The organism is Arthrobacter sp. AOP36-F1-5 (assembly GCF_058137995.1).
Map to the genome: position 1 here is coordinate 3112214 of NZ_CM176892.1, position 25972 is coordinate 3138185.

24 protein-coding genes are annotated in these 25972 nt (G+C 68.1%); 11 read left to right on the plus strand and 13 right to left on the minus strand.

From position 1 onward, the window contains the following. Positions 1-6: 6 nt before the first annotated feature. The 3 genes from AC3ZI9_RS14265 to AC3ZI9_RS14275 all read left to right on the plus strand — a co-directional run bounded on the left by AC3ZI9_RS14265 (position 7) and on the right by AC3ZI9_RS14275 (position 2493). Complete coding sequence (locus tag AC3ZI9_RS14265; protein WP_444566806.1) at positions 7-339, plus strand: ArsR/SmtB family transcription factor; 333 nt, start codon at positions 7-9, stop codon at positions 337-339. Continuing rightward, the gene (locus AC3ZI9_RS14270) at positions 327-1010 is read left to right on the plus strand and encodes a cation diffusion facilitator family transporter (RefSeq protein WP_444555559.1); all 684 of its coding nucleotides are present in this window, start codon (positions 327-329) and stop codon (positions 1008-1010) included. Before AC3ZI9_RS14265 ends, AC3ZI9_RS14270 begins: the two co-directional genes overlap by 13 nt. Before the next feature lie 181 nt (positions 1011-1191). Continuing rightward, on the plus strand, positions 1192-2493 hold the full coding sequence (locus AC3ZI9_RS14275) for an MFS transporter (RefSeq protein ID WP_489923705.1): 1302 nt from the start codon (positions 1192-1194) through the stop codon (positions 2491-2493). A gap of 41 nt (positions 2494-2534) precedes the next feature. Here the strand turns inward: AC3ZI9_RS14275 and AC3ZI9_RS14280 are convergent, their stop codons facing one another. Continuing rightward, entirely contained in the window at positions 2535-3920 is a 1386-nt protein-coding gene (locus AC3ZI9_RS14280) for an MFS transporter (protein ID WP_444566804.1), read from the minus strand. A 215-nt stretch (positions 3921-4135) separates the two neighbouring features. Here AC3ZI9_RS14280 and AC3ZI9_RS14285 point away from each other — a divergent pair, with 215 nt between their 5' ends. After that, the gene (locus AC3ZI9_RS14285) at positions 4136-5386 is read left to right on the plus strand and encodes a phospholipase D-like domain-containing protein (protein WP_444566803.1); all 1251 of its coding nucleotides are present in this window, start codon (positions 4136-4138) and stop codon (positions 5384-5386) included. Between the two features lie 241 nt (positions 5387-5627). On the opposite strand, the gene AC3ZI9_RS14290 is transcribed toward AC3ZI9_RS14285, so the two are convergent. After that, on the minus strand, positions 5628-7496 hold the full coding sequence (locus tag AC3ZI9_RS14290) for an ABC transporter ATP-binding protein (RefSeq protein ID WP_489923706.1): 1869 nt from the start codon (positions 7494-7496) through the stop codon (positions 5628-5630). A gap of 101 nt (positions 7497-7597) precedes the next feature. Here AC3ZI9_RS14290 and AC3ZI9_RS14295 point away from each other — a divergent pair, with 101 nt between their 5' ends. After that, positions 7598-8104 (plus strand): MarR family winged helix-turn-helix transcriptional regulator, encoded by a 507-nt coding sequence (locus tag AC3ZI9_RS14295; RefSeq protein WP_444555554.1) that lies wholly within the window; start codon positions 7598-7600, stop codon positions 8102-8104. A 39-nt stretch (positions 8105-8143) separates the two neighbouring features. Here the strand turns inward: AC3ZI9_RS14295 and AC3ZI9_RS14300 are convergent, their stop codons facing one another. Together AC3ZI9_RS14300 and AC3ZI9_RS14305 are read right to left on the minus strand one after the other, a co-directional pair. Then, a complete protein-coding gene (locus tag AC3ZI9_RS14300) occupies positions 8144-8485 on the minus strand; it encodes a carboxymuconolactone decarboxylase family protein (protein ID WP_444555573.1) in 342 nt (113 codons plus the stop codon). A gap of 136 nt (positions 8486-8621) precedes the next feature. Beyond that, on the minus strand, positions 8622-9197 hold the full coding sequence (locus AC3ZI9_RS14305) for a DUF488 domain-containing protein (protein WP_444555574.1): 576 nt from the start codon (positions 9195-9197) through the stop codon (positions 8622-8624). Between the two features lie 154 nt (positions 9198-9351). On the opposite strand from AC3ZI9_RS14305, the gene AC3ZI9_RS14310 reads away from it, so the two are divergent. Further along, complete coding sequence (locus AC3ZI9_RS14310; protein ID WP_444555575.1) at positions 9352-10305, plus strand: oxidoreductase; 954 nt, start codon at positions 9352-9354, stop codon at positions 10303-10305. A 32-nt stretch (positions 10306-10337) separates the two neighbouring features. Here AC3ZI9_RS14310 and AC3ZI9_RS14315 read toward each other — a convergent pair whose 3' ends face one another. Together AC3ZI9_RS14315 and AC3ZI9_RS14320 are read right to left on the minus strand one after the other, a co-directional pair. Beyond that, complete coding sequence (locus AC3ZI9_RS14315; protein WP_444555576.1) at positions 10338-10844, minus strand: GNAT family N-acetyltransferase; 507 nt, start codon at positions 10842-10844, stop codon at positions 10338-10340. Between the two features lie 66 nt (positions 10845-10910). Beyond that, entirely contained in the window at positions 10911-12644 is a 1734-nt protein-coding gene (locus tag AC3ZI9_RS14320) for an SIP domain-containing protein (RefSeq protein WP_444555577.1), read from the minus strand. Positions 12645-12721: 77 nt separating this feature from the next. Here AC3ZI9_RS14320 and AC3ZI9_RS14325 point away from each other — a divergent pair, with 77 nt between their 5' ends. Continuing rightward, positions 12722-13540, plus strand: a complete 819-nt coding sequence (locus tag AC3ZI9_RS14325; RefSeq protein ID WP_444555578.1) for an MBL fold metallo-hydrolase — start codon at positions 12722-12724, stop codon at positions 13538-13540. A gap of 250 nt (positions 13541-13790) precedes the next feature. Beyond that, a complete protein-coding gene (locus AC3ZI9_RS14330) occupies positions 13791-14594 on the plus strand; it encodes an SDR family NAD(P)-dependent oxidoreductase (protein ID WP_444555579.1) in 804 nt (267 codons plus the stop codon). Positions 14595-14684: 90 nt separating this feature from the next. Here AC3ZI9_RS14330 and AC3ZI9_RS14335 read toward each other — a convergent pair whose 3' ends face one another. The 7 genes from AC3ZI9_RS14335 to AC3ZI9_RS14365 form a co-directional block, all read right to left on the minus strand. Beyond that, positions 14685-16163 carry a S8 family peptidase gene (locus AC3ZI9_RS14335; protein WP_444555580.1) on the minus strand — a complete coding sequence of 493 codons (1479 nt, stop codon included), beginning with the start codon at positions 16161-16163 and terminating at the stop codon, positions 14685-14687. Between the two features lie 264 nt (positions 16164-16427). Further along, a complete protein-coding gene (locus AC3ZI9_RS14340) occupies positions 16428-17183 on the minus strand; it encodes an iron ABC transporter ATP-binding protein (protein ID WP_444555581.1) in 756 nt (251 codons plus the stop codon). Further along, positions 17180-18247 carry an iron chelate uptake ABC transporter family permease subunit gene (locus AC3ZI9_RS14345; protein ID WP_444555582.1) on the minus strand — a complete coding sequence of 356 codons (1068 nt, stop codon included), beginning with the start codon at positions 18245-18247 and terminating at the stop codon, positions 17180-17182. The genes AC3ZI9_RS14340 and AC3ZI9_RS14345 overlap by 4 nt, the downstream gene beginning before the upstream one ends. Further along, complete coding sequence (locus tag AC3ZI9_RS14350; RefSeq protein ID WP_444555583.1) at positions 18240-19226, minus strand: ABC transporter permease; 987 nt, start codon at positions 19224-19226, stop codon at positions 18240-18242. The genes AC3ZI9_RS14345 and AC3ZI9_RS14350 overlap by 8 nt, the downstream gene beginning before the upstream one ends. A 15-nt stretch (positions 19227-19241) precedes the next feature. Next, positions 19242-20216, minus strand: coding sequence for a siderophore ABC transporter substrate-binding protein (locus AC3ZI9_RS14355; protein WP_489923707.1), 975 nt, complete (start codon positions 20214-20216; stop codon positions 19242-19244). Between the two features lie 159 nt (positions 20217-20375). Next, positions 20376-21692, minus strand: a complete 1317-nt coding sequence (locus AC3ZI9_RS14360; protein WP_489923708.1) for a permease — start codon at positions 21690-21692, stop codon at positions 20376-20378. Beyond that, a complete protein-coding gene (locus AC3ZI9_RS14365; RefSeq protein ID WP_444555586.1) occupies positions 21689-22456 on the minus strand; it encodes an ABC transporter ATP-binding protein in 768 nt (255 codons plus the stop codon). The genes AC3ZI9_RS14360 and AC3ZI9_RS14365 overlap by 4 nt, the downstream gene beginning before the upstream one ends. A gap of 347 nt (positions 22457-22803) precedes the next feature. On the opposite strand from AC3ZI9_RS14365, the gene AC3ZI9_RS14370 reads away from it, so the two are divergent. The 3 genes from AC3ZI9_RS14370 (at position 22804) to AC3ZI9_RS14380 (ending at position 25967) form a co-directional block, all read left to right on the plus strand. Beyond that, positions 22804-23343, plus strand: coding sequence for an AMIN-like domain-containing (lipo)protein (locus tag AC3ZI9_RS14370; protein WP_444555587.1), 540 nt, complete (start codon positions 22804-22806; stop codon positions 23341-23343). 79 nt (positions 23344-23422) lie between these two features. After that, entirely contained in the window at positions 23423-24400 is a 978-nt protein-coding gene (locus tag AC3ZI9_RS14375; protein ID WP_444555588.1) for a PhzF family phenazine biosynthesis protein, read from the plus strand. Between the two features lie 37 nt (positions 24401-24437). After that, positions 24438-25967 (plus strand): DHA2 family efflux MFS transporter permease subunit, encoded by a 1530-nt coding sequence (locus AC3ZI9_RS14380; protein WP_444555589.1) that lies wholly within the window; start codon positions 24438-24440, stop codon positions 25965-25967. Positions 25968-25972 lie beyond the last annotated feature (5 nt).

Consider the following 25972-nt stretch of genomic DNA (forward strand, 5'->3'; position numbering starts at 1 on the left):
GTACTCATGCATCCCACCGCCACCGCCTCGCATACCGCCGCACTGTCCCGCTTCGGCCATGCCGTATCCGACCCCACCCGCGTCGGTGTGCTGCTGGCCTTGCGGGAACGACCGGCTTATCCGTCCGATCTGGCCGAGGCCCTCGGCGTCTCCCGGCAGGTCATGTCCAACCAGCTCGCCTGCCTGCGCGGCTGCGGGCTCGTCGAGGCGATCCCCGAGGGCAGGCGTTCCTGGTATCGCCTGACCGACCCCCATCTGGCAGCCGCCATGGACGAACTACTCAAGGCCGCCCTGCGGATGGAACCCGACTGCTGTGCAGGGCCCGGATGCACGTGCTGAGGGCTCCCGGGGACCGCGACCAACGACGCGAGGTCCTGAAGCGCCGCATTCGGCTGATCGTGGCGTTGACGATCAGCTACAACGTCATCGAAGCAGTGATCGCCTTGGCCGCCGGCACCGCAGCGTCATCGGTGGCGCTGCTCGGCTTCGGCCTGGATTCCATCGTGGAAGTCCTCTCCGCCGCGGCAGTGGCCTGGCAATTCTCGGCCCCGGATCCGCAAAAACGGGAACGGACGGCACTGCGGTTGATCGCCTTTTCCTTCTTCGGGTTGGCGGTCTTCATCAGCATCGACGCGGTACTGACCCTGGCGGGGCTGCGGGAGGCCGAACACAGCACCGTGGGCATCGTCCTGGCCGCCGTCAGCCTCGTTGTCATGCCGTTCCTGAGTTTGTGGGAGCGCCGGACGGGCCAGGCCCTCGGGTCGGCCTCGGCCATCGCCGACTCGAAGCAGACGCTGATCTGTTCCTACCTCTCGGCGGCCGTGTTGTTCGGCCTGCTGCTCAACAGCCTCTTCGGCTGGACCTGGGCCGACCCGGTGGCCGGGCTGGTCATTGCCGTCGTCGCCCTGCGCGAAGGTCTCGAGGCCTGGCGGGGCGATGCCTGCACGCAACCGCTCTCGGCGATCACCGGCGAGGCCGAATCCGCCGGCTCGGACCCGCACTGCTGCTGATCCGCCCGGGCCGCCCCTGGGGGCAGTAGGCTGGTTCCACTCTGTCGGAAAGAGGGGCGCGGATGGAACTCGCAACAGGGGTCGTGCCGTCCCGGCCCTACGGCGCAACCACCGGCGGGAGCCGGGCCCCCGCACTCCCGGACCGCCTCACGGTTGCACACCGCGACCCCGGGGTCCCGCAGTGAATACCCGGGGCGTCTATCAACGCCTCGTCCGGGCGGATCGACGCGACCAGTCGCAGGCCCATCAACGGATCATCGCCCGCAACGGCCTGCGCCAGGTGGTCGCCAACTCGCTCCAGGCCGTCGGGGACCAGGTGGTCAACGCGAAGACCGTGTTGCCGTGGCTGCTCGCCTCGTTGGGAGCTCCGATGGTCCTGGTCGGGCTGCTGGTGCCCATCCGCGAGTCCGGATCCATGCTGCCGCAGGCGGCTATGGCCCCGATGGTGCAACGCCGGGGCCGGCGGACGACGGTCTGGATCATCGGCGCCGCGGGCCAGGCGCTGGCGACGGCGGCCCTGGCCCTGATCGCCGCGACGCTGGATGGACAAGCGGCAGGCGTGCTGCTCCTTGCAGCGCTGGCGCTCTTCTCGGTGTCCCGGTCGCTGTGTTCGTTGGCGGGCAAGGATGTGCTCGGGCGTACCGTGCCCGAAGGCGAGCGCGGTCAGATCAACGGGTGGTCCACGGTGTTCTCGGGCGCCGTCGCAATCACCCTGGGGCTGTTGATCCGTCTGCTCGGTGGTGATGACGTCTCGACAATGGTGCTGGCGGCCTTGCTTGGGGCTGCCGCTCTGGCTTGGGTCCTGGCCGCAGTGGTGTACCGGGGAGTCCGCGAGCCCGAGCAGGAGAATCCGCCGGCTTCGGCTGTCGAGGACGAGGGGTGGGCCCGTTCGGCATGGAACCTGCTGCGCAGCGATGCCGGGTTCCGCCGATTCGTCGTCGCCCGCGCCCTGTTGCTGGTCTCCGCGCTCAGCCCGCCCTTCGTCGTTGCCCTCAGTGCCGCAACCGGCGATGCCGGGCTCGGGTCGCTCGGTCCGTTCGTCATGGCCCAGGGCGTGGCGGCTTTGGTGGGTGGACGGCCCTTCGGCCGCTGGGCCGATCGCTCCTCACGCCGGCTGATGCTCTGGGGTGCCGCCTTCGCCACGCTCGTCGTGGTCCTGTTCCTCGCCGTCGTGCTGTTCATCCCGGGTAGCCGGGAACTGTGGTGGATCTATCCGGCGGTCTATCTGGTCCTGGTCCTGAGCCATACCGCGGTGCGGGTGGCACGGAAGACGTATGTGGTCGACCTCGCCGAGGGAGATCTCCGCACCCGGTACATTGCCGTGGCCAACACGGCGATGGGGGTCCTGCTTTTGGTCGCCGGTGCGATCTCCGGCGCCCTCGCCGCGCTGGGCCCCGAAGCCGCGCTGGGTTTCCTGGCCGTGCTCGGGGTCGCAGGGGTCGTCGTGAGCCATTCGCTCCCCGAGACCGGGAAAACCGGCTAGCTGCCGCACGGCACGCGGCAGTGGCCGGCCGTGACCGGGGCCTACCCCCTCGCCTTTTCGAACGCGGGGGCGCGTCGCTGATCGAAGATGGTAGCCCCCACCTCCTGCTCGGCCTGGTTGTTGATGGACAGGTTGATCCCGGGCCGATCCCGCAGGATCAGCACTGCGGCAATGGCCACGACGGTCATGAGCAGCAGATAGACCGAGATGGATGCCCCGGTGCCGGTGGCGTTGATCAGGGCCTGGGCGATGGTCGGGGCGAAGGCCCCACCCAGGATCGCCCCGAGGGCATAGGAGATCGACACCCCGGAGAACCGCACGGAGGCCGGGAATATCTCTGAGTACCAGGCGGCCTGCGGACCGTAGGTCAACCCGAGCCCGATCGTGAACAGTCCCAGCGCGAGGTAGAGCAGGGGGAGCGAGCCGGTATCGATCATCCAGAAGAGCGGGAAGACCATCAGTATCTGGATGCCGAAGCCGATCAGGTAGGTTCGTTTGCGCCCGATCTTGTCCGCCAGCACCCCGGCGGCGAAGGTGAAGATGAACCACATGGCAGCGGCGAAGGTCATGGCCACCAGGACATCCGTGCGGTCCAGGCCCACGGCATCACTGGTCGCGTAGCTGGGGATGAATCCGCCGGTGGCCATGTAGCCCGCGGCGTTGTTGCCCGCGAAGACCAGCGCGGCCAGGAGCACCAGCAGCCAATGCTTGCGGAACAGCTCGGCGATCGGCACCTTGGTCTGCTGCTTCTTCTCCGCGATCTCCTGGAACACCGGGGATTCGTCCACCGCACGGCGGACCATGTAGCCGACGGCGATCAGCACGACGCTGAGCAGGAACGGGATCCGCCACCCCCACTGGACGAAGGCCTCCCCCGGGGAGATCCACCCGGTCATCAGTGCGGTCACGCCAGTGGCCAGCAGCAGGCCCAACGGCACACCCAGCTGGGGGAATGCGCCGGCCCGACCCCGGCGGTCCGCCGGGGCATGCTCGACGGCCATCAGTACCGCTCCACCCCATTCGCCGCCGGCGGAGACCCCCTGCAGGATCCGCAGCAACAGCAACAGGATGGGGGCCAGGATCCCGGCGGTCCCATAGGTCGGCAACACGCCGATGAGGGTCGTCGCGGAGCCCATCATGATCAGCGTGATGACCAGCATCGGTCTCCGGCCGATCCTGTCCCCGTAATGCCCGGCAAGGAACGCCCCCAGCGGCCGGAAGAGGAAGCTGATGCCCACGGAGGCGAAGGCGAGCAGCAGTCCGATGGACTCCCCCGCCGGGGCGAAGAACACATGGGCGAAGACCAGGCCGGCGGCCGTGGCGTAGATGAAGAAGTCGTACCACTCGATGGTGGTCCCAACGATCGTGGCAAAGGCGACGCGTCGCTGGGTCTTGCGTGCGTGGGCATCGAGCCGTGCTGTGCTCATGGTTCACTCCTGGACTGGTGTGGCGGTTCCGGCGCCCCCACCTGGCTTCTGCTGCGCGACGACATCTCTGGCGCCACCTACAGATCCTGACTTAATATACTAAATCGTATATTATCCAGTGTGAGGGACGACACCCCCGCCGTCAACCCCGTCTCCGCCCCGGGGGCACCGAGTCGCACGAGCCCCGACGCCGGCATCGGAACTAAACTCACACCATGTCTTCCGTGATCCCGCCCGCCGTCATGGCGGGCTTGAAAAAAACGGCCGCCCGATTGGCGCTGGCCTTCGTGGCCTTGCAGGCCACGGTGGTGGCCGGCCTGGTGATCTTCGATTCGCTCAAACGCCGCCAACGGACCCGCCGGGCGGGGTTCCCGCGCCCGGGGGCATTCGACGCCCCCGTCAAGGACTCCGAGACGAAGATCTACACCTACGGCGAAGACCTCTACGCCGATATGCTCGCCGCCATCCGCGGCGCCGAAGAACACGTCTTCCTGGAGACGTACATCTGGAAGTCCGACGCGACCGGACAACGCTTCAAGGAAGCCTTGAACGATGCCGCGGCCCGCGGGGTCGACGTCTTCGTCATCTACGACGGCTTCGCCAACCTCGTCGTCCCCCGCTCCTTCTTCCGGTTCCACCCCGGGGTCCACGTGTACCGGTTCCCCGTCCTGCGCCCCTCACGGTTGTTCACCCCGCTGCGAAGCACCGGCCTGGACCACCGCAAATTGCTAATCGTGGACGGCGAAACCGGATTCGTCGGCGGCTACAACATCGGGGATCTCTACGCCACCGAATGGCGCGATACGCATCTGCGCCTCAAGGGTCCGGCGGTCTGGGAACTGCGCCAGGCATTCCTGGACGTCTGGAACACCGCCTGCGGCCGGCCGGAAATCCCCCACCAGCCGGCGCTGACGTGGGATCCGCACATCCGCACGGCCAACAACATGCCCTCCCATCTGGTGTACCCGATCCGGGGGGTCTACCTCGACGCCATCAACCGGGCCAGCGATCACATCTACATGACCACCGCCTACTTCATCCCCGATCGGCAGATCCTTGATTCACTGCGGGCCGCCAGCAGGCGGGGCGTCGATGTCAGGCTCATCCTCCCGGAGGATTCCAACCACGTCCTGGCCGACTGGCTGGCCCGGGGGTTCTTCACCACCATGCTGCGGGAGGGGATCTCCATCCTGCTCTACCGCGACGCCATGATCCACGCCAAAACCGCCACCATCGACGGCCAATGGTCCACGATCGGCACCGCCAACATCGACCGGCTGAGCCTGACCGGGAACTACGAGACGAACCTTGAGATCCACGACCCGGAGTTCGCGGCGAAAATGGAGAGGATCTTCAAAGTCGACAGCACCAACTGCCGGGAACTGACGCTGTCCGACTGGAGCCGGCAGAACCCGGCTGCCAAGATCAGCGAAGTCATCCTCATTCCGTTGCGCCCGTTCCTCTAGCCGTCCATCCAGCGCGACCGGAGCCCGCCCCTGCGAAGGACCGCGGCGCGCCCCGGCGTCGGCCCGACTGCCAGTTGCCTCCTACGGTCCGCACAGCCGGCTCCCAGCCGGCGCTCCTAGGCTGGGGAGTACCTCAAGAAGGTGCGAGTGATGAAAAGGCCCTTGGAAACCAGGCTGGGTTTCCAAGGGCCTACTCATGTCCCGGACCGGCCCCAGGCCGCGCCGCGGGCCCACCCGGCGGCTACCACGAGCCAACCGGCCCGCTGTCCTCCAGCCGCAGTTCGTCGGCCGCGGCACGGACCCTCAGCAGGCGGGCGAACGGGCCATCGGCCGACCGCAAGTCGGCAGGGCTCCCCCGTTCGACGATTCGCCCCGCATCCAGCACCACCAGCTGATCGGCCCGCTCCACCGTGGAGAGCCGGTGCGCGATCGTCACCGTGGTCCGTCCCTCCGAAAGCCGGTCCAGGGCGGCCTGGACCTGGGCCTCGGTCGTGTTGTCCAAGGCCGAGGTGGCTTCGTCCAGGACCAGGATCCGCGGATTGCGCAGGATGGTCCGGGCAATCGCCAGACGCTGCTGCTCCCCGCCGGAGAACCGGTGTCCCCGAGCCCCGACGATCGTCTCCAGCCCGACCGGCAACGCGGCGATCAACTCATCGATCCGCGCTGCCTCGAGGGCCGCCCACAACTGCTCGTCGGTGGCTTCGGGGGCCGCCAGGCGAAGGTTCTCCCGGATGGAGGCGTGGATCAGATAGGACTCCTGGGAGACGACCCCGACGATCCGGGCCAGGTCGGCGGGGGCCAGGTCCTTCACGTCGACCCCGTCGATGGTGATGCGCCCCGCGCTCGCCTCGTGCAACCGCGGGACGAGGGCCCCGAGGGTCGTTTTCCCCGACCCCGTCGCCCCGACGATCGCCGTCGCGGTCCCCGCGGGCACCACCAGATCGATATCGGCCAGGGCCCGGGATTCGCCGTCGTACGAGAACCCCACGCCTTCGAAGCGCAGTTCCCCGCGGACGGTGTCGGAGTCGATCCGCACGGGGTGATCGGGGGCGGTGATCTCCGGGACCAGGTCGAGGTATTCGAAGATCCTGCTGAAGAGTGCCATCGCCGTGACCCATTGGACCCCGACGTTCAGCAGTCCCATGATCGGGCGGAAGATGGTCGACTGCAGTGCGGTGAAGGCGACGATGGTGCCGATGGTCATCCCGCCGGTGGCGGCCGGGAAGCCGCCGGCGAGGTAGATGGCCGCGGGGATGGCCGCGAAGACGATCTGCATGGTGGCCATCCGCCAGCGTCCGGCCAGTTGCGAGCGCAGTTCGAGCCCGATGAGCCGGTGCGAGCTGGCGGTGAAGTCCGCGGCGTCGCGTTCGGTGGTGCCCAGCGTCTTGGCCAGGCGCACCCCGGATACCGAGAGGCCCTGTTCGACCTGGGTGTAGAGGTTCGCCAACTCCGCCTGGCGGTCCGCGGTGATATCGCGTCGCAGCAGGGCGACCCGGCGGCTCAGGAAGACCGCCGGCGGGATGACGATGAGCGAGAGGATGCTGAGCATCGGGGACAGGGCGACCATGGCGATGGCCGTGGCGACGGCGGTGGTCAGGTTCGTGGCGATGGATGTTGCCGTGGTGGTCACCACCGATTGCATTCCGGCGATGTCGCTGGTGAGCCGCGACTGGATTTCTCCCCCGCGGGTCCGGGTGAAGAAGGCCAGGGACTGGGCCTGGAGGTGGGTGAACATGCCGGTGCGCAGGGTGTGCATGACCCGTTGGCCCATGTCGGTGGCCATCCAGGTCTGCACGACGCCGATCAGGGCGGTGATCGCCGCGATGACGACCATGGCCCCGGCCAGCCAGGCCAGCAGCGGGACGTTTCCGTCGGGGATGGCGCCATCGATGATGCCGCGGATCAGGAACGGTTGGGCCAGGCCGGCCACCGACGCCACGCTGATGAGCAGCATCAACACGGTGATCATCTTCCGGTGCGGGGCGAAGAGCCCGGCGACCCGGCGCAGGCTCACCGGATGGCGGGCGAGCTGGTTGCGGTCATCGGCGCTGATCCTGCCGGGGCCCCCACGGCGGGGGGAGGGTGGTTCTGGAGTCCGTGCCGGTTTCATCGGCAGCACCTCCTGGGTTGAAGAAGTCGCCCGGGATGCCCGGCAACTATGCAGAGGTTACCTCATTATGTGGGAGGATCGCAAATGGGTACACTGAGGGCATGACCGCTGATGTGCCCCCCGGCCTGACCGAAGATCCCGATCTCGGCGACCTCTTCCACGCTGCCTTCCGGGGGCTCCGTCGCCGCTGGACGCACGAATTGGCCCCCTTTGAATTGACCCCGCACCAATGGCGGGCGCTGAATACGCTGGCTCGCGGGTGTGGACCCTGCCCGCCCGAGGTCCGGGGGGCGGGGGGCGGCCCGGAGGCCGGGCTGCGGCTGAAGGCACTGGCCGATCTGCTGCGGATCGCCCCGCGGTCGGCGACCGAAGTCATCGACCAGCTCGAAACCAAGGAGCTGGTGGAACGGGCGCCGGACCCGCTGGACCGCCGGGCCGTACTGGTCCGCCTCACCGCCGACGGGCAGGAACTGCGCTCCAGGATCCACCAATCGCGTCGCAGGCAGTCCACCGAATACTTCGGCCGGCTCGATTCCGGCGAGCGCGATGAGTTGGCCCGCCTGCTGGGCGTCCTGGCCGGGGACGAACCGGTGGCCCAGCACCGCTAGGGCGGACCCCGGCGGCGTCCACCGGCCCGGTGCCGCCGGTCAGTGCTGGTGGGGGACTTCCCCGATCGCATGCAGGGCGATGGTGGAGTGCGCGAAGGCGCCGCCGGCCCGCATTTCTGCGGCCACCCAGATGGCTTCCATGATCTGCTCGGCCGTGGCGCCCTTGCGCTTGGCGAGTTTGCTGTGGCCTTCGATGCAATAGGGGCATTGCGTGACATGGGCGACGGCGACGGCGATCAGTTGTTTGGTCTGCTCGTCCAGGGCGCCCTCGGCGAAGACCGCCTTGCTGAAGTCCTCGAAGGCCTGCGTGGCGTCCGGGGTCAGTTCCTTGCGACGTTTGGCCACCGCAGGGGTGGCCTTGGGGAAGAGATCGTCTGACATGGTGGGGTCCTCTCCTAGGGTGCGGCTGGCGCCGACACCTCCGCACCCGTTGCGCACGGGGATGACCACCAACCGGCTCCGGGCTCCACTGCTCCGCGGGGCCCTCTTTCACTGTAGGCAGGTGGCACAGATAAAGTCACTGCCCCGGTGCCGGGTAGGTCACCACGCCGTCGTCGTGCACCCTCGGCTCGGCTCCCCACCGGCCGAGTTCATGCTCGGTCGGCTTCGCGGTATTGGATAGGTGCACCACCGTCCACCCCCGGGCGGCGAGCACGTTGGCGATGAGCAGCCGGTGGCAACGCCAGGGCATCGGCTCCCCGCACAGCACCACGACCCGCCGGTCCCGGGCCCACCGCATCAGCCGCTCCAGGCCCGTGGCGAACTCCTCGGTGAGCGTATGGTCCGCATAGTTCTTGAAGCTGGCGTTCTGCCACCCGGCGTTGACCCTCGGGTCGATGCCATGCTGCCGCGGCCTACGGCCTCCCAGTTCGGGCACATGGTGGTATTCGATGCCGATGTCGGCCAACCAGGCAGGCATCTGATCCGCATCGAATTGTGGGCTCCGCCGCGATCCGGGCATCTTGCGCACATCGGCCAGCAATTCGATCCCGGCCGATTCCAACGTCTCGGCCACGACCTCCGGCGGACAGGTCCAATGCCCCAGGGTCCAGATGGTCCCCGCCGCGTTGCCGTTGGATGGTTCCGCTGCCATGCCTGCCCGCCCTTCGCCTGGATGCTCCCCTCCTTCAGGATGCACCACAGCACGGGCGGTTGTCGCCCCGGGATCGCCTGCGGGATCGAGGGGCAGGTCCTGCCCGGGCCCTAGACTGGGGCCGTCCATGTGAGCCGACCAGCAGGAGGAGCCCATGCCGCGCACCAGGTCCTGGAGCACCACCGATATCGGCGATCTCACCGGCACGACGGCGGTGGTCACCGGCGCGAACAACGGCCTGGGGCTCGCCACCACCCGGGAGCTGCTCCTGCATGGCGCCCACGTCGTGATGGCGTGCCGGGATCCGGGCAAGGGGCGGGCTGCCGCCGACCGGCTGAGACCGGAGCTGCTGGCCTCCGTCGGCGAGCTGCGCACGGAAGTCATCCAGCTTGATCTGTCGATCCTTTCCACGGTCCACTCATTCGCCCGGACGGTGCTGACCACCCACGAGCGGTTGGATCTGCTGGTCAACAACGCCGGCATCATGATGACCCCGTATGGGCTGACCGCCGAGGGGTACGAACTGCAATTCGGCACGAACCACCTGGGCCATTTCGCCTTGACCGGCCTGCTGCTGGATCTCCTGGCGGCGGTGCCAGGCTCCCGGGTCGTGTCGCTGTCCAGCCTGGCCCACCGGGGCGGGCGCATGGATTTCGACGATCCCCTGTTCGAAGAGGGTGGCTACACCCCCGTGGCCGCCTATAACCGCTCGAAGCTGGCCAACCTGCTGTTCACCGACGAGTTGGATCGGCGTTTGCGGGCCGCCGGCCAGGAAACGATCGCCGTCGCCGCCCATCCGGGAGTGGTGGGCACCGACCTCTTCGGCCATGTCTTCGACCGGCCCTCCCTGCGTCCGGCCCGGGCCCTGTTCAACGCCGTGATGCCCCGACCGGCCCAGGGGGCCCGGCCGACGTTGCGTGCGGCCTCCGATCCGAGCGCCCGCGGCGGGGAATATTACGGTCCAGGCGGTCCCGGGGAGTGGCGCGGGGCGCCCCGCCTCGCGCAGCGGGCGGAGGCGGCCCGGGATCCGGCGGCCGCCGGCCGGCTGTGGGAGCTTTCCGAGGAACTGACGCAGGTCAGGTACCTGGACGCACCGTCCCGGCCCTGATTCCCAGGGGCTGGTTCCCCGGCGGGGGCTGATCAGATGAGCGGCAGCGTCAGGCCCAGCTCCACCACACCGGGGCGGTCGGGAACCTCTTGGTGTTCCCCGGTTTCCAGGAACCCCTGGCGCCGGTAGAACTCGTGGCCGCCATGATTCCCTGCGACCACCCACAGATCCAATCGTCCGGCATCGGCCCGGCGGGCCCAGCCGGCAGCGGCGGCGACCAGTTCCCGGCCGACGTGCAGTCCGCGCACCGCCGGATCAACCCACATGCCGATGAGTTCACAGCCTCCGGTCCCCGGCCGCAGGACCGTTCCCGCGAGTCCGTCAGCCAGCTGCGTGGCGAGGCCGGTCGAGAGCGGGGACCAGGCCAGGAACCAGTTGCTTTGTTCCGCCCGTTCACGCCAGCGCTCCTCACCGAAAGCGGACTCGCGTTCCCACGTGGAGCTGAAGAGCGACGGCGCGTCCGCCAGTGCCCGGAGCCGCACCGCACGCAGCGCCTGCCAATCCTCGGTCATGGCCCGGCGGACCTGGGTGTGCATCATTCCCATATTTTCCCACGGCGGAAGTCAATCCCGTCCTGCGTGACGAGCCACGACGCGGATCAATCCCTAGGCTTCGGCCCGGCCCGCACGCCAATACCCCATGAAGGAGACCTGCTTGCGGTCGATTCCAACCTCACGGACCAGATAACGACGCAACGATTTGATGACCCCCGCCTCGCCGGCGAGCCAGGCGTAGAAGGGTTGGCCGGCTCCGGCCGTCGTCTCCCACAGGATGCCCTCGTCGACATCCACGTCCTCCAACTCGTCACCCGGGTCCACGGCACCGGCCCCCGGGAGCGCGATCGCCGAACGCACGGCCGTCTCCAGCAACGTGCCCGGGGCCTGCATGCCGCGCGGAAGCCACTGCACGGCAACCCCTGAACGGGTGAAGGAACCCTGGATGTCCTCGACGGACGGGACCTCGATGAAGGCGTCCCCGGTGATCCCCGGGGGCAGTGATTCCAGGATCGAACAGATCGCCGGGGCCGCCGTCTCGTCGCCGGCCAGCAGGATCCGTCGCGCCTTGCCGGGCCGGAATTCGATACCCCCGTAGTCGGGCCCGCAGAGCGCCCGATTGGGTCCCAGGATGATGACGTCGTCGCCGATGGCGGCCTCCGCCGCCCAGACGGAGGCCGGCCCGCCGACCAGGACGCCGTTTTCCCGGTGCACGTGCAACACGAAGTCCAGATCGAGTTCCGGGGTCGGCCCCGCGTTGCCGGGATGGCCTGCAGGGCGGAAGGAACGCACCGTATAGGTGCGCATGGATCCGCGCTCGGCGGGGTCCCGGGCCAGCCAGGTCCGGTACCAGCCGGCCGAATCCTCCGGGGTGATCCGGCCCCCGGGGGCCAGATCGGCGAAGAGCGTGCGCAGGCGGGCCACGGATTCCTCGCCCGCCGGCGGCACCAGGACCTTGATCCGCAGGTCCAGTGGATGCCCGCCGGTACCGAAGTGTTCGAGTTCCGGCCCGGCCAGGGTCAGGCGGCGGAACCCGGGCCCGAGCTCCTGGACGTCGACGACCTCCAGGCTGAACGCCAGCGTCGGGCAGACGTCCACGGCGGGGCGGGCCACGGTGGGGACGACCACGGATTCCAGGGGAGTCTCCGGCCTCGGGCGTGGTCCGGCAGGCTGCCTGGTGGGCGGTGGCCCGGCTCGGCCGGTGTCGGGGCGGCGGAACCGGTGGCGTCCGATCGGCACCATCAGGGGCGTTCCGGCCACCGGGTCGGGAATCACCCGGGCCCGGAGTCCGAAGACCTCGTGGACCAGTTCGGTCGTGAGGATCTCCGAAGGGCGCCCGGCGGCGATGATGCGTCCTGCCACCAGTGCGAGCATCCGGTCCGCGTAGCGGGCCGCCAGGCCGAGGTCGTGCAGGACCATGACCACGGTCGTCCCGCACCGGCGGTTCACCTCGGCGATGGCGTCGAGGACCTCGAGCTGCCCGGCGATATCGAGATGCGCCGTCGGCTCGTCCAGCAGCAACACCTCCGATCCGCGGGCCAGCACGTCGGAGATCCGTGCCCGTGCGGCGCTGGCTTCATGGCCCCCGGGGGTCTCCGGCAGCAGGGACAGGATGCTGGCAAGGTCATCGACCGGGTGGTCGTGCAGCTCGGTCGAACCGATCCTCACGGTTCCGGAATCCGGTTCCTGCGCTCCGGCCAGTCCGCGCAGCAGCGTGGATTTGCCGGCGCCGTTGGGGCCGATGACCACGGTGATCTCCCCGACCGGGATCTCCACGCTCAGGTCGGTGAGCATGGCGCCGGAAGGGTGGGACAAGGACAGGTTCTCTGCCGTCAGGCTCTGCATGTGTTCCTTGGGTTGAAGGGGGTTCCCACGAGGTCGTGGCGGGGGAAACGTCGTCTCGGCTGCCCTAGACTGTCGGCATGCCACAGCCGACGCCTTCCCCCATCCAGCACGTGAGCTCCTGCGCCGATCTGATCACGGCACCGAATCCCGGTCCGATGACGTTGGAGGGCACCAATTCCTATCTCCTGCATGCCGCAGGAGCCGGGACCGGCCCGGTGGTGGTCGTGGACCCGGGGCCCGCCGACGAGGACCATCTGCAGGCCCTGGCCGCTGCCGGACGCGTCGAGCTGGTGCTGATCACCCACCGCCACCCCGACCACACCGAGGGCATCGACCGCCTGCACGAACTGACCGGGGCCCCGGTGCGGGCGGCCCTGGCCGACCATTGTCGGCAGGCCCCGGTCCTGGGCGATGGGGAAGTGATCACCGCGGCGGGGATCAGGGTCCAGGTCGTGGCCACCCCCGGGCATACCTCCGATTCGCTGTGCTTCCTGCTGCCCGACGACGGACCCCACGGTTCGGTCCTGACCGGCGACACCATCCTGGGGCGTGGGACGACCATCCTGGACTTCCCCGACGGAACGCTCGGTGACTACCTGGCCAGCCTCGATGTCCTGTCCGGATTCGGCTCGGCGCTCATGCTTCCGGCCCACGGCCCCACGCATCCGCAGCTGGGTACCGTCATCGAGCAGTACACGGCCCATCGGCTCCAACGTCTCGAGCAGGTCCGTGACGCCGTGGCCCGGCTGGCCGCCGCTGATCCCTCCGGCCGGCCGGGGACGGCCGAGGTCACGGATCTGGTCTATGCCGACATCGATCCCGCGGTGCGCGGGGCCGCAGAGCATTCGGTCAAGGCCCAGCTGCACTACTTGTCCGGGACCACCCCGGCCCCCTAGGCCCCTACCCACCGGCACGTGGCTCAGTTCCCCGGCAAGACGGGGTCCTGCCCCTGAAGCAGCGTGAATCCACGATGGTCTCCCTGACGATCCTTATCCGGGACACCCCCGGAAAATCCTGATGTAGTTAGGCTAGCCTTGGTGGTCGGTATTACACAAAGTTCTAGTGCCCTATTGTGCTCCGGTGACGATTTCGCCTCACCCGCGCAGCCTCCTTGGACTGAATCGCACGCCCCGCTACAGTCAAGGCATGGCCAGTCCCACACAGCACCCCGAGACGCACTACTCCGCCCAGCCGACCGTGACCGCGCTCATCACCGGAGCCACCTCGGGACTCGGCGCCGAGTTCGCCCGGCAACTGGCGGCCCAGGGGTACTCCCTGGTCCTCGTGGCCCGTGACCAGCAACGACTGGATGCCACCGCCGAGAGCCTCAGCGCCCGCTACGCCGTCCAGGTGCAGACGATCAGCGCCGACCTCGTCACCGAGGCCGGCGTCCAGCAGGTCGCCAACCGGCTGGCCGACTCCACCAATCCGGTGACCACCCTGGTGAACAATGCCGGATACGGAATGGCCGGGAACTTCGCCGACAACGACCTGGCCGAGGAGCTGGCCCATGTCGGCATCCACGTGCGCACCCCGTTGATCCTCTCCCACGCCGCCCTGCGGGCCATGGCGAAGATCGGGGGCGGGCGGATCATCAACGTCGCTTCCGTCGCCGCCTTCACTCCTCGCGGCACCTACTCGGCGTCCAAGGCGTTCCTGGTGAACTTCAGTCGGTGGGCCAATGTCTTCTACCACGACCGCGGAATCTCGGTCACCGCCATCTGCCCCGGATTCGTGCACACCGAATTCCATGACCGGATGAAGATCGACAAGAAATCCATCCCCTCCTGGTCGTGGCTGGAACCCGAAGAGGTGGTGCGCAGCGGGCTGACGGACGCCATGGCCGGCCGTTCGGTGTCCATCCCCAGCACCAAGTACAAGATCATCACCTTCCTGGCACGGGTCGCCCCGGATGCCCTCGTGGCCCGTCTGGCCCAACGCGGCCGCTGAGCCGACACGTCACCACCGGTACGACGGCAAGCTGGCCGGGACACCGTGATGACGGTGTCCCGGCCAGCGGATTGCAGGTCCTACCGTGGATTAGTACCCGAGCGAATACAGGGTCTGCCCTGCATCGACCAGGCCGGCCCCACAGCCACCCGAGCAGCCGCCGGGCATGGCGCGCGTCCCCGCCTTGAGCGAGGATTCCACGGATGACGGGCTCATGTTGGGACTGTTGGCGCGCATCAGCGCCACCACACCGGCAACATGCGGGGCAGCCATCGAGGTGCCCTGGAACTCGGCGTAGGCTTCACCGCGCGGGGTCGTCCGTCCGGAGTTGATCGTGGACAGGATTCCCCCACCACGGCTTGAGGTGTCGCCACCGGGGGCGGTGACGTCCACGGACGAACCGTAGTTGGAGTAGAAGGCCCGCGAGCCGGACTTGTTGCTGGCCGCGACGGTGATCACGTTGTTGCAGTTCGCCGGCCGGGAGTTGGCGGCATTCTGCGATTCATTGCCGGCGGCCACCACGACGGACGTCCCCCGGGAAACGGCCGAGTTGATGGCGTTCTGGTAGGTGTAGCCGCAGGCTCCGCCACCACCGAGGGACATGTTGATCACATCAGCCGGGTTGGGGTTGGACGGAATGCCCGAGACGTTCCCACCCGAGGCCCAGACGATCGCGTCGGAGATATCCGAGAGCGAGCCACCGCATTTGGCCAGCACCCGCACCGGGACGATCTTGGAGGTGGGGGCGACCCCGGCGACTCCCTTGCCGTTGTTCGTCACCGCGGCGACGGTGCCGGCGACGTGCGTGCCGTGCCAGGAGGAGTTGCTGCCGTTGGCCGAACCACATTCACCGGGGTTGACCCAGTCGCCCTCGTCGGCGGGGTTGGAGTCGCGGCCGTTTCCGTCGCGGGCCGCGGAGGCATTGGAGACGAAATCGTAGCCGGGCAGGATGTTCGCGTTCAGGTCGGAGTGGCTGGTGATGCCGGTATCCAGGACCGCGACCACGGCCCCGCTGCCGGTGGAGTAGTTCCACGCGGATGGCGTGCGCATGCCGTTGGACCCGTGGAAGTCCCACTGTTGCCCGTAGTGGGTGTCGTTGGGGGTCGCCGCGATCGTCATCATGGCATCCGGTTCAATGGAGTCGATGGTCCCGGTCTTGGCCGCGTCGAGCATGAACTGCTTCGCCTCGGCGGTGGAGAGTTTCTCGTTCGTCTGCAACACGTGGCCGCCGGTGGCGGTGGGGCGCAGTTCCTTCACTGAGACGCCGGCTTCCTTGGCGGCGGGGCCCATGGAGTTCACGCGGGCCTGCTTCGTCGCGGAACTCGCCGAGTCCTTATAGGAGACGATGAACTGGTCGTAGCTCGTCCCGGATTCCAGGGCGCCGGTCGCGGCCTGGGCGGTGTTCGCGTCGGCGGCGACCGCGACGGTGTTCGAGACCGTCGGCCCGGACGTCGGTGTCGCGGCGGTGGCCGGCAGGCCGGTCAGCCCGCCGATCAGCGAACAGGATCCTACGAACGCTGCCGTGGACAAGACCACTGCGCGGGTCAATCTGATGGGTTTCTTACCCATGTTGCACTCCTTGCTTCGTTTTTCTGTGGTGTGCCCGGCAGCTCGACCTTGAGCCGATCCGGGGCACGCTACGGATGATAAGCACGAGTTGACCATATTTGAAAGTCTTGTTTGAAAACTGATAATTAGATATTCAAATGTAGTGTTTACAGTTCACAAATATTGTGATTGTCAAAGATCCGTCCACCGCTGAGCCTGCCGCGGCATCATCGCGATGCCGGGCCGGGGCCCTTGTTTACGCAAGTGCGGGAGAAACTCTACCGGTCAGTAGTAGACGGCCAGCGGGCCGCGGGGCCCCTCGATGACTTCCACGGGGGTGTCGAAGACCCTGCTGAGCACGGCGTTGGTCATGATCTGCTCCGGGGGCCCGAAGTCGACGACCTGCCCGTCCTTCACGGCGCAGATGTGGTCGGCATAGTGTCCGGCGAAGTTGATGTCGTGGATGACCACCACGATGGTCCTGCCCAGTTCCCGGGCGGCACGGTGCAGATGTTGCATCATCTGCACCGAATGCCGCATGTCCAGGTTGTTCAGCGGTTCGTCGAGCAGGACGTATTCGGTGTCCTGGGCCAGCACCATCGCCACGTAGGCGCGCTGCCGCTGGCCGCCGGAGAGCTGGTCGAGGTAGCGGCCCTCCAGTTCGCGCAGATTCAGGAAGTCGATGGCCTGGGAGACGACCTGCTCATCGACCACCGTCAGCCGGCCCCGCGAATGCGGGAACCTGCCGAAGCCGACCAGTTGGCGCACGGTCAACCGGGTAGTGAAATGGTTCTCCTGCCGCAGGATCGATACGATCCGGGCCAGGTCCTTCGAGGCCGAGGTGGAAACGTCGTAGCCGGCGATTTCGATGGCCCCCGCATCCAGGCCGAGCAGGCGCCCGATCATCGTCAACAGCGTCGATTTGCCGGCACCGTTGGGGCCGACCAGGGCGGTGATGCCCCCGACGGGGATCTCGAAGCTGACCGGCCCGATCTCGGTGCCGTTGCCATAGCTCTTGCGGACGTCGTTCAGCGTGATCACAGCCGACCCTTTCGCAGGATGAAATACAGGAAGAGCGAGCCGCCGATGACTTCGATGATGATCGAGACGACCCCCTCGGCGTAGAAGAGGTTCTTCATGATGAAGTAGGCCCCGGACAAGGTCACGAACCCGATGAGCGCGGCCACCGGGAAGACCAGGCGGTGGTCGTGCGTATCGGCGATCTGGTACGCCAGGGTGGCCACGAGGAAACCCAGGAACGTCATCGGGCCCACCAGGGCGGTGGAGGTGGCCATCAGCAGGGAGACCAGGAACAGGGTCCGCATGACCATGCGCCGGTGGTCCAGCCCCAGGTTCATCGTGGTGTCCCGGCCCAGGGCGACGACGTCCAGGTTCCGCGAGTTCGCCCACAACAGCACCCCGGCGACCAGGCACAGCGGGATCGCCACCGGAAGGTACCCGGCGTCGGCGTTGGAGATCGACCCGAACAGCCGGGCGGTGAGGACATCGAATTCGCTCGGCGAGAGCAGACGCTGCATGAACGTGGACACCGACGCCAGTCCGCCGCCGATGATGATGCCGATCAGCAGCATGACCTGGATGTTCGCGTATTTCCCCGAGAGAAGCCAGCCGTAGAGCGCCAGCGAGAGCCCCACCATGACCACCACCTGCAGCACGAATTGCGGCAGCCCCTGGACCGCGGTCACCCCGGCGGCCCCCAGGAAGAACACCGCAGCGGTCTGGACCGCCACATACAGCGATTCGAAACCCATGATCGACGGGGTGATGATGCGGTTGTTCGTCACGGTCTGGAAACTGACGGTCGCCATGGCCTGGCAGCAGGCGACGACGAGCATGACCACCACGCTCGTGCCGCGCAGTTCGGCGATCCGCCAATAACCAGACGAACCCGCGGGCATGGGGTTGTCCCAGATCAGCAGTCCGCCGCCGAAGCCCACGGCCAGGAGGGACAGCACGGTGACCACGATCAGGTACCGCCGGCGCGCCCGTCGGGTGGGAAAGGCGGAGGAGTTGCGCGGGGGCCCCTCGGGGCCCCGGCGCCGGGGGGAGGCAGCCAGCCGTGGAGGGGAAGCGGTATCAGCCATGTCGACGCTGCCTCAACAGGAGGCCGATGAAGACCACTGCCCCCACGATCCCCAGGATCAACGACACGGGAACTTCGAAGGGCATGATGATCGTGCGTCCGATCAGATCGCAGACGGTGACGATGCCGATGCCCAGCAGGCAGACCCACGGCAGGTTCCCGCGCAGGTCGTCCCCGCGGAACATGGAGACGATATTGGGCACGATGAGCCCGAGGAACGGCAGGTTTCCGACCACGACGGTCACGATGCCGGTGGCCACGGCGATCAGTCCGGTGCCCAGCAGGATGATCCGGTTGTAGTCCAGCCCGACGTTGGTGGCGACCTCTTCGCCGAGCCCAGCCACCGTGAAGCGGTCGGCCACCCAGAAGACGGCGGCCCCGACCAGGGCCACGATCCACAGCACCTCGTATTGTCCGCGCAGCACCGAGGTGAAGCTGCCGGCGAACCAGATGCCCAGGCTCTGGAGCATGTCGGTCTGCAACGCGATGAACGTGGATATGGCTCCGACGACGGCGCCGAGCATGATCCCCACGATGGGCACCGTCAAGGAGGCCTTGAGCGAAACCCTGCGCAGGAAGAGGAAGAACACCATCGTTCCGATGAAGGCGGCCACGATGGCCCCGATCATCTTGGCCATGATGCCTGCTCCGGGAGCGAGGATCATCACCGTCAGCAGGCCCAGTCCCGCCCATTCGGTGGTCCCGGTGGTCGTGGGCTCGACGAACCTGTTCTGGGTCAGCAGCTGCATCACCAGCCCCGACATCGCCATCGCGGCCCCGGAGAGCACCAGGGCCATGGTGCGCGGGATGCGCGTGATGGCGAACATCCTCCCCCCATCCTCGGCCCCGAAGATGTCATAGACCCCGGTCAGCAGGGAGAACCCGAGCAGGGCGACGACGACGGCGACGCCGACCAGAAGGGAAGGCTCGAAGAGCCGGCCTTTCCGGCCGACGCCGCGTCCGGTGGTGCTGGTGGTCATGGGTGCGCGCCGCGGCTAGCCCTCGAGGGCGTCGGCGAAGGTGTTGAGGAACTCGGTATAGGTCTGGATCCCCTCGTTGGTGTAGGTGTCGGCCGGCATGTAGATGACGTTGCCATCCTTGACCGCGGTGACGTTGCCCAGTGCGTCCGAAGAGGTCAGCAGTTCGTTGGCCGGCTGGTAGTCGGCATCGTCGGCGGCGATCGCCGCATCGCGGTCCATGGCCAGGATCCAATCCGGATTGGAGTCGGCGATCGCCTCCACGGAGATGTCGTCCCCCTGGTGGTCGTCGCTGGCGTCGTCGACTTCCAGTGCCGGGGTCAGGTCCAGCATGTCGAAGACCGGCCCGAGGGTGCGTCCGTTGGAGGGCGCCGAGTAGCCGATGTCCCCGCCCGAGGTGATGACCGCCATGACCTCGTCGCTGTCGTCGTAGGCGGCCTTTGCCCGCTCGATGGCGGCGTCGAAGTCGTCGTTGATCTTTTGTGCCTCGTCCTGCTTGCCGAAGACCTCGCCGAGCACCTCGGTCTGGCGTTTGAGCTCGGCGTCGAAGGGTTCGTCCTCGCGGGGGTCCAGTTCGAGGATGGTGGCATCGGGGACGAGCGAGGCGAAGTCCTCGTGGTACTGGGCGAAGCGCTGGCCATTGACGATCAGATCGGGTTCCGCGGCCACGACGGCTTCCAGATCCGGTTCGCGGTGGTTGCCCAGATCCACGATGGAGTCATCCTTCGTGTAGTCGATGGTTTCCGGCATCAGGGCCACGGCCCCGGCGGTCAGTTCCACGCCCCAGTCCGAGAGGGTCTCGAACGTCCGGTTGTCGGTGGCGACCACCGAGGACGGCGGATTAGGCACCGTCTGCGTTCCGTTGTTGTCTTCAACGCTCACGGTGCTGGCGTCGGAAGCCGTCGATGGGGCGTCGGAGGATCCGCCGCAGGCGGTCAGAGCGAGGGCCGAAGCGCCCAGTAGCGCTCCCAGGCGCAGTTTCAGGGAGGACATATGTTCCTTTCGTATGAGGCGGCCCGTGCGGGCCGTTGAATGGGACTTCGGTCCAACTTACCCCACCCTGAGTAGATAACGCACATTGAGCCTGATGTTATTCTCGTCACCTTTTCCGGGTTGCCGGGCTCCGTGTTTCCGGGTAATACGCGGGCCCGTTCAGGAACTGTGTAAAACCAGTCGTGCGCCGGCCAATGCCACGGAGGCCCGGACCGCCACCACCCCGGCGGCCAGGGTCCCCACCACGACGAGGATCGTCAGCGGGGACAGGACCAGGGCGACGCCGACCAGGGGCAGCAGCAGGATCCCTGCGATCAGGGCCGACCCCAGGCACACCCACAGCAACGGCCCCATCACCGCACGGACCCGGGCCCGGTCCATCGTGGCGGCATCCATTCCCAGCCGGCCCAGGTTCACATAGAGCTCCCGGCGGTCCAGCGTCTGGGCGCACTGGTTGATCACCGCCGAGCAGCAGACGCCGATGAAGGAGACCAGGACCGTCACCACCACCCCCGTCAAGATGTCCTGGGCCAGGGCCCGGTCCCCGGCCGCGGACTCCTCGGTGACCGAGGCCTTCATCAACGCGGCCCCGGACCCACCCAGCACGGCCACGAAACTGGTCATGGCCACGGCCGAGACCTGCCGCCACGCCGCCGCCGGGGATTCGAGGATCATGCGCGCGGCCAGCAGTCGTTCGGGGGTTTGTGCCCGTGTGAGCGAATGTCCGGCCAGCAGCCGCACCGCCCAGGGGCCCACGATGTTCAGCACCGCCAGCACGGCGGCGAAGGCCCCGATCAGCACCGCGATCATGAGCGCGAAATCCCGGAATGCCGAGAGGAACTGCAGGGCCGTGAACGCCGTGACGATGACGACTCCGGCGATCAGCGCCCGGATCCACCGTGCGCCCGGTGCTGCCGCGCGGGTCCGCACACCCAGCGGGGAGACATTCAACCGGCGCAACCCGACCACCGCGGAGACCACCCCCACGGCGACGACGGCCAGCGCCAGCAGGGCGATGGTACCGACCGGCATGAACATCGCCGCGCCGATCGCCTGCCCCCGGAAATGCAGCAGCCCCACCAGCGGGGCCCCGAGCAGGTACAACACCACCCCGATCAGGACCCCGGCGAGCGCGACGGCAGCGGATTCGATGACCGTGACCGCGGCGGCGAGCGCGGGGGTGCCGCCCAGGAGGCGGACGGTGGCCAGCCGCTGGTCGTGGGAGCGGGCCGATAGGCGCGCCGCCGCAGCACCCAGGACCGCCAACGGCACCACCAACAAGGCGACGGCGAGACCGGCCAGCACCAGATAAAGCCCACTGAGTTCGTCCTGCACGGCGGTGAAGGACCATCCCCCGGCCGCCACGAGCATCAGCAGGGCCGCGGTCAGGGCGTAGGCGGAGGCGGTGAGCAGCTGGGGTCCCAACCGTCCGCGGACCGGCCGGCCCAGCAACCACGCCAGGGAGAAGGCCTTCATGCCCGGGCCCCCGGACGGGCCGCGGAGGCATCGGCGTCGTGCCGGATCCTGCCGTCGAGCAGGTGGATGATGCGGTGGCAGCGCGAGGCCACCTCCTGGTCGTGGGTGACCATGACCAGGGTGTTCCCGCGGCCGATGGTGGCCTGGAGCAGGATCTCGAGGACCTCTGAGGAGGTGGCGGAGTCCAGGGCGCCGGTCGGCTCGTCGGCGAAGGTGACCGTGGCCCCGGTGATCTGGGACCGGGCGATGGCCACCCGTTGGGCCTGTCCCCCGGAGAGCTGGCCGATCCGACGTTCCTCCAGGCCCGCCAGCCCCAGTGCCTGAAGCCATTCGGCGGCATGGGGCACCGCGGTCGACCGGGGGATGCCGGTGATCATCAGGGCCATCGCGACGTTCTCGACGGCGGTGAGTTCGGGGATGAGCAATCCCGATTGGAAGACGAACCCGAAGCTCTGCCGACGCAACCGGGAGCGGGCCCCTTCACCCAGCGCGGTGATGTCCACGGCGCCGGAGGCCCCTGCCGGATCACGGAAGTGCACGGAGCCGATATCGGGGGCCTCAATGCCGGCCAGGGTGTGGAGCAGCGTCGATTTCCCGGAGCCGGAGGGCCCCATGATGGCCACGGACTCCCCCCGCCGCAGCTCCAGGTCCAGGCCACCCAATGCGTCGGTGGCGCCGAAGGCCTTCTTCAGGTTGATGGCGGAGAGGACGCCGGGGGCGGATCGGAGCGCCTCGTCCTCGGGGGTCGGTGTGTTTTCAGGCATGGATCCAGTCTCCGGGCCCACCGGGGTCCGGCGGATCAACCGCTGAGATGAACCTTCGACGGCCCCCTCCTACCAGGGTCTGATGCCGGGCCCGGCGCGGGGGGCCGGCCCGGGAGGGCCGCCCCCCGGGATCCCTGATCGTGATCCGGCTGTCCGCTGCGCGGATCCAGCCCGTTCCACGGACCCGAAATGCCGCCGTTTTGACGCCTTAACGGTGCTGATTCCCTTCCTTTTCCACTCCCGCATCACATTGGTGCACCAAAGTGAATAACCACTTCCCCCGGTCTCGTCCCGGGCGCATCATGGAGGCATCATCCACCGCAACATTCCTGGGAAGGAACACCATCATGAAGGCCATCAAAGTCGGCCTGGCCGGGGCACTGTTGGTCGCGGGCCTGGGGTTGGCCCCCGCACTTCCTGCCGCAGCAGCCACCACCGCACCGTATTGCGGCATCACCTGGGGTTCGCTCGCCGACTCCCACGGGTCTTCCTCCTCGGCCCGGGTCACCGGGGTACGCACCGGGGAGCATGCCTGCTTCGACCGGCTCGTCGTCGATCTGAAGGGCAAGGTCAAGGGATACGACGTCAAATACGTGAACGCCGTCCGCACCGAAGGCCAGGGCCGGCGCGTGCCGCTGACCGGCGCCGCCGATCTGCAGATCCTCGTGGCCTCACCTGCCAGCACCTCCTACGCCCCCGCCCACCGCACGAAGGCAGCCGACGTGACCGGCTACCGCACGTTCGGCCAGGTGGCCTATCTGGGCAGCTTTGAAGGCCGGAGTTCCTTCGGACTCGGCGTCCGCGCCCGCCTGCCCTTCCGCACCTTCGTCCTGGACGGGCCCGGCACCGGTTCACGGCTGGTCATCGACGTCGCCCACCGGTGGTGATGTTTTCGATGCCCGCAACCGTACGTCACGAAGCCGGCGGGGGCCTTCTCCGCCGGCTTCGGTGTGCCACCATGGCGCAATGCCCCAACGCCAGTTCCGCCAAGTCGACGTCTTCACTTCCACCCCCTATCTGGGCAATGCCCTGGCCGTCGTGCTCGATGCCGACGGCCTGGATGAGGAGGCCATGCTGCGTTTCGCGAACTGGACCAATCTCGCCGAAACCACGTTCGTCCTGCCCCCGACCGACCCGAGCGCCGACTACCGCGTGAGGATCTTCACCACCACGACGGAACTGCCCTTCGCCGGGCACCCCACGCTGGGTACCGCCCACGCCTGGCTCGAGGCCGGCGGCCGCCCCCGCCGCCCCGGGGTGGTCATCCAGGAATGTGCCGCCGGACTCATCGAGGTCCATACCGGGGACCGTGACGGGCAGGGCCGGCACCAGTTGGCCTTCCTGTCCCCTCCACTGCGCCGTACCGGCCCCCTGGAAGACGATGTCCTGGAGTGGGCACTGGCCGGATTGGGGCTGCGCGCCGCAGACGTCGTGGCCCACCAATGGGTGGCCAACGGCCCGCAATGGGCGGTGCTGATGCTCCACGACGCCGAGGCGGTATTGGCCGTGGAACCGGATTTCGTGGCACTGGAGGGCCTGGAGATCGGGATCATCGGCCCGCATCTGGTCCCTGCCGTTGAGGCGGTGCCCGCTGCGCGGAGGGACGGGGAACGCCCGAAGGGCACCCGCGCCGAACTCGAACCGCTCCTACCGGCCGATGACTCCGCCGCCTTCGAAACCGCGGTGCGGCCCATCCCTGCCGACTTCGAGGTCAGGGCCTTCTGCCCGGGCGAGGGGATGCCCGAGGACCCGGTGACCGGAAGCCTGAATGCGGGCATCGCCCAGTGGATGATCCCGGCAGGACTCGTCGCCCCCTCCTACACGGTGCGCCAGGGGACCCGGCTGGGACGGGCCGGACACGTCGGGCTTTCGGAGCACGACGGCGGCATCCGCGTCTCGGGGGACGTGGTCACCTGCATCGAGGGAACGGTGTGCTGGGACTGAGCCGACACGGGCCCGGGCACCGGAGTATCCTCTACCGGTGACCAACCCCCAAAGACCTGCCCCGACCGCCCCCGACGACCGCGCCGCCTGGTCCGCGCTCTGGGCGCTGGTCATCGGCTTCTTCATGATCCTGGTGGACTCCACCATCGTCGCCACCGCCATGCCGGCGATCATGCGCGGCCTGGACACCGGCATCAACGGCGTCATCTGGGTCAACAGCTCCTACCTGCTGGCCTTCGCGGTCCCGCTGCTCGTGGCCGGGCGGCTGGGCGACCGCTTCGGCCCGAAGAACCTGTACCTGATCGGTCTGGCCCTGTTCACCCTCTCCTCGCTGTGGTGCGGCCTGTCGCCGAGCATCGGCATGCTGATCGCCGCCCGGGTGGCCCAGGGGTTGGGCGCGGCCCTGCTGACCCCGCAGACGATGACGTTCATCACCCGCATGTTCCCGGCCGAACGCCGCGGTGCACCGATGGGCGTCTGGGGCGCCGTGGCCGGGGTCGCGACCCTCGCCGGGCCCATCCTCGGCGGCGTGCTGGTGGACACGTTGAGCTGGGAATGGATCTTCTTCGTCAACGTCCCCGTCGGGGCCCTGGCCATCTGGCGGGTCTGGCTCAAGGTCCCCCAGCTGCCCCGGCACAGCCGCAACTTCGATCTGTTCGGCGTCGCGCTCTCGGCGATCGCCATGTTCCTAATCGTCTTCGGGATCCAGGAGGCCAACACCTACGACTGGGGAACGATCATCGGTCCCATCACCGTATGGGGCCTGATCATCGCGGGGCTGGTGGTGCTGGCCGGATTCATCGTGTGGCAGCGCTTCAACCGGCGCGAACCCCTGGTGCCGTTGGGCCTGTTCCGCAACGTGAACTTCTCGCTGGCCAATGTCGCGATCACGGCCATGGGCCTGGCCATCATTGCGCTGAACTTCCCGATCATCCTCTACCTGCAATCCGTCCGCGGCCTGAGCCCGACGCTTTCGGCGTTGATGATCGCCCCGATGGCGATCGTCTCGGGGGTGCTGGCCCCCTTCGCCGGCAAGCTGACCAACCGGATCGACCCCAAGTTGTTGGCCGTTCCGGGGTTCCTGCTCTTCGGCGGGGGGATCGTGGTCTACGGGCTGATCCTCAGCCCCGACATCCCGTTCTGGGTGTTGTTGCTGCCCCCGGTGGTCATGGGCATCGGCAGTGCCGGCATCTGGCCCTCGGTCTCGTTGACGGCCACCCGCGATCTGGGCCAGGCCACCGCCGGGGCAGGTTCCGGGGTCTACAACACGACCCGCCAGGTCGGCTCCGTCCTGGGGTCGGCCCTGATCGCCTTCCTCATGGAGGCCCGCATCAGTGCCGAGTCCAGCGCCGTGCTGGCCGGCACGGACCGCGCCGGCGACGGCTCCTCCGCCACCCCGGCCGGAGCGGCGGCCACCATGGGCCAGGCGGTCCCGGATTTCCTGCACGGCGCGTTCTCCACGGCCCTGGGCCAGTCCCTGCTGCTGCCCGGACTGGTGGCGATCTTCGCGGCACTGGTCTGCTTGTTCTTCCAGCCCCCGGCGGGGCGGAAGGCCAGCCGGCGGTGAACGCC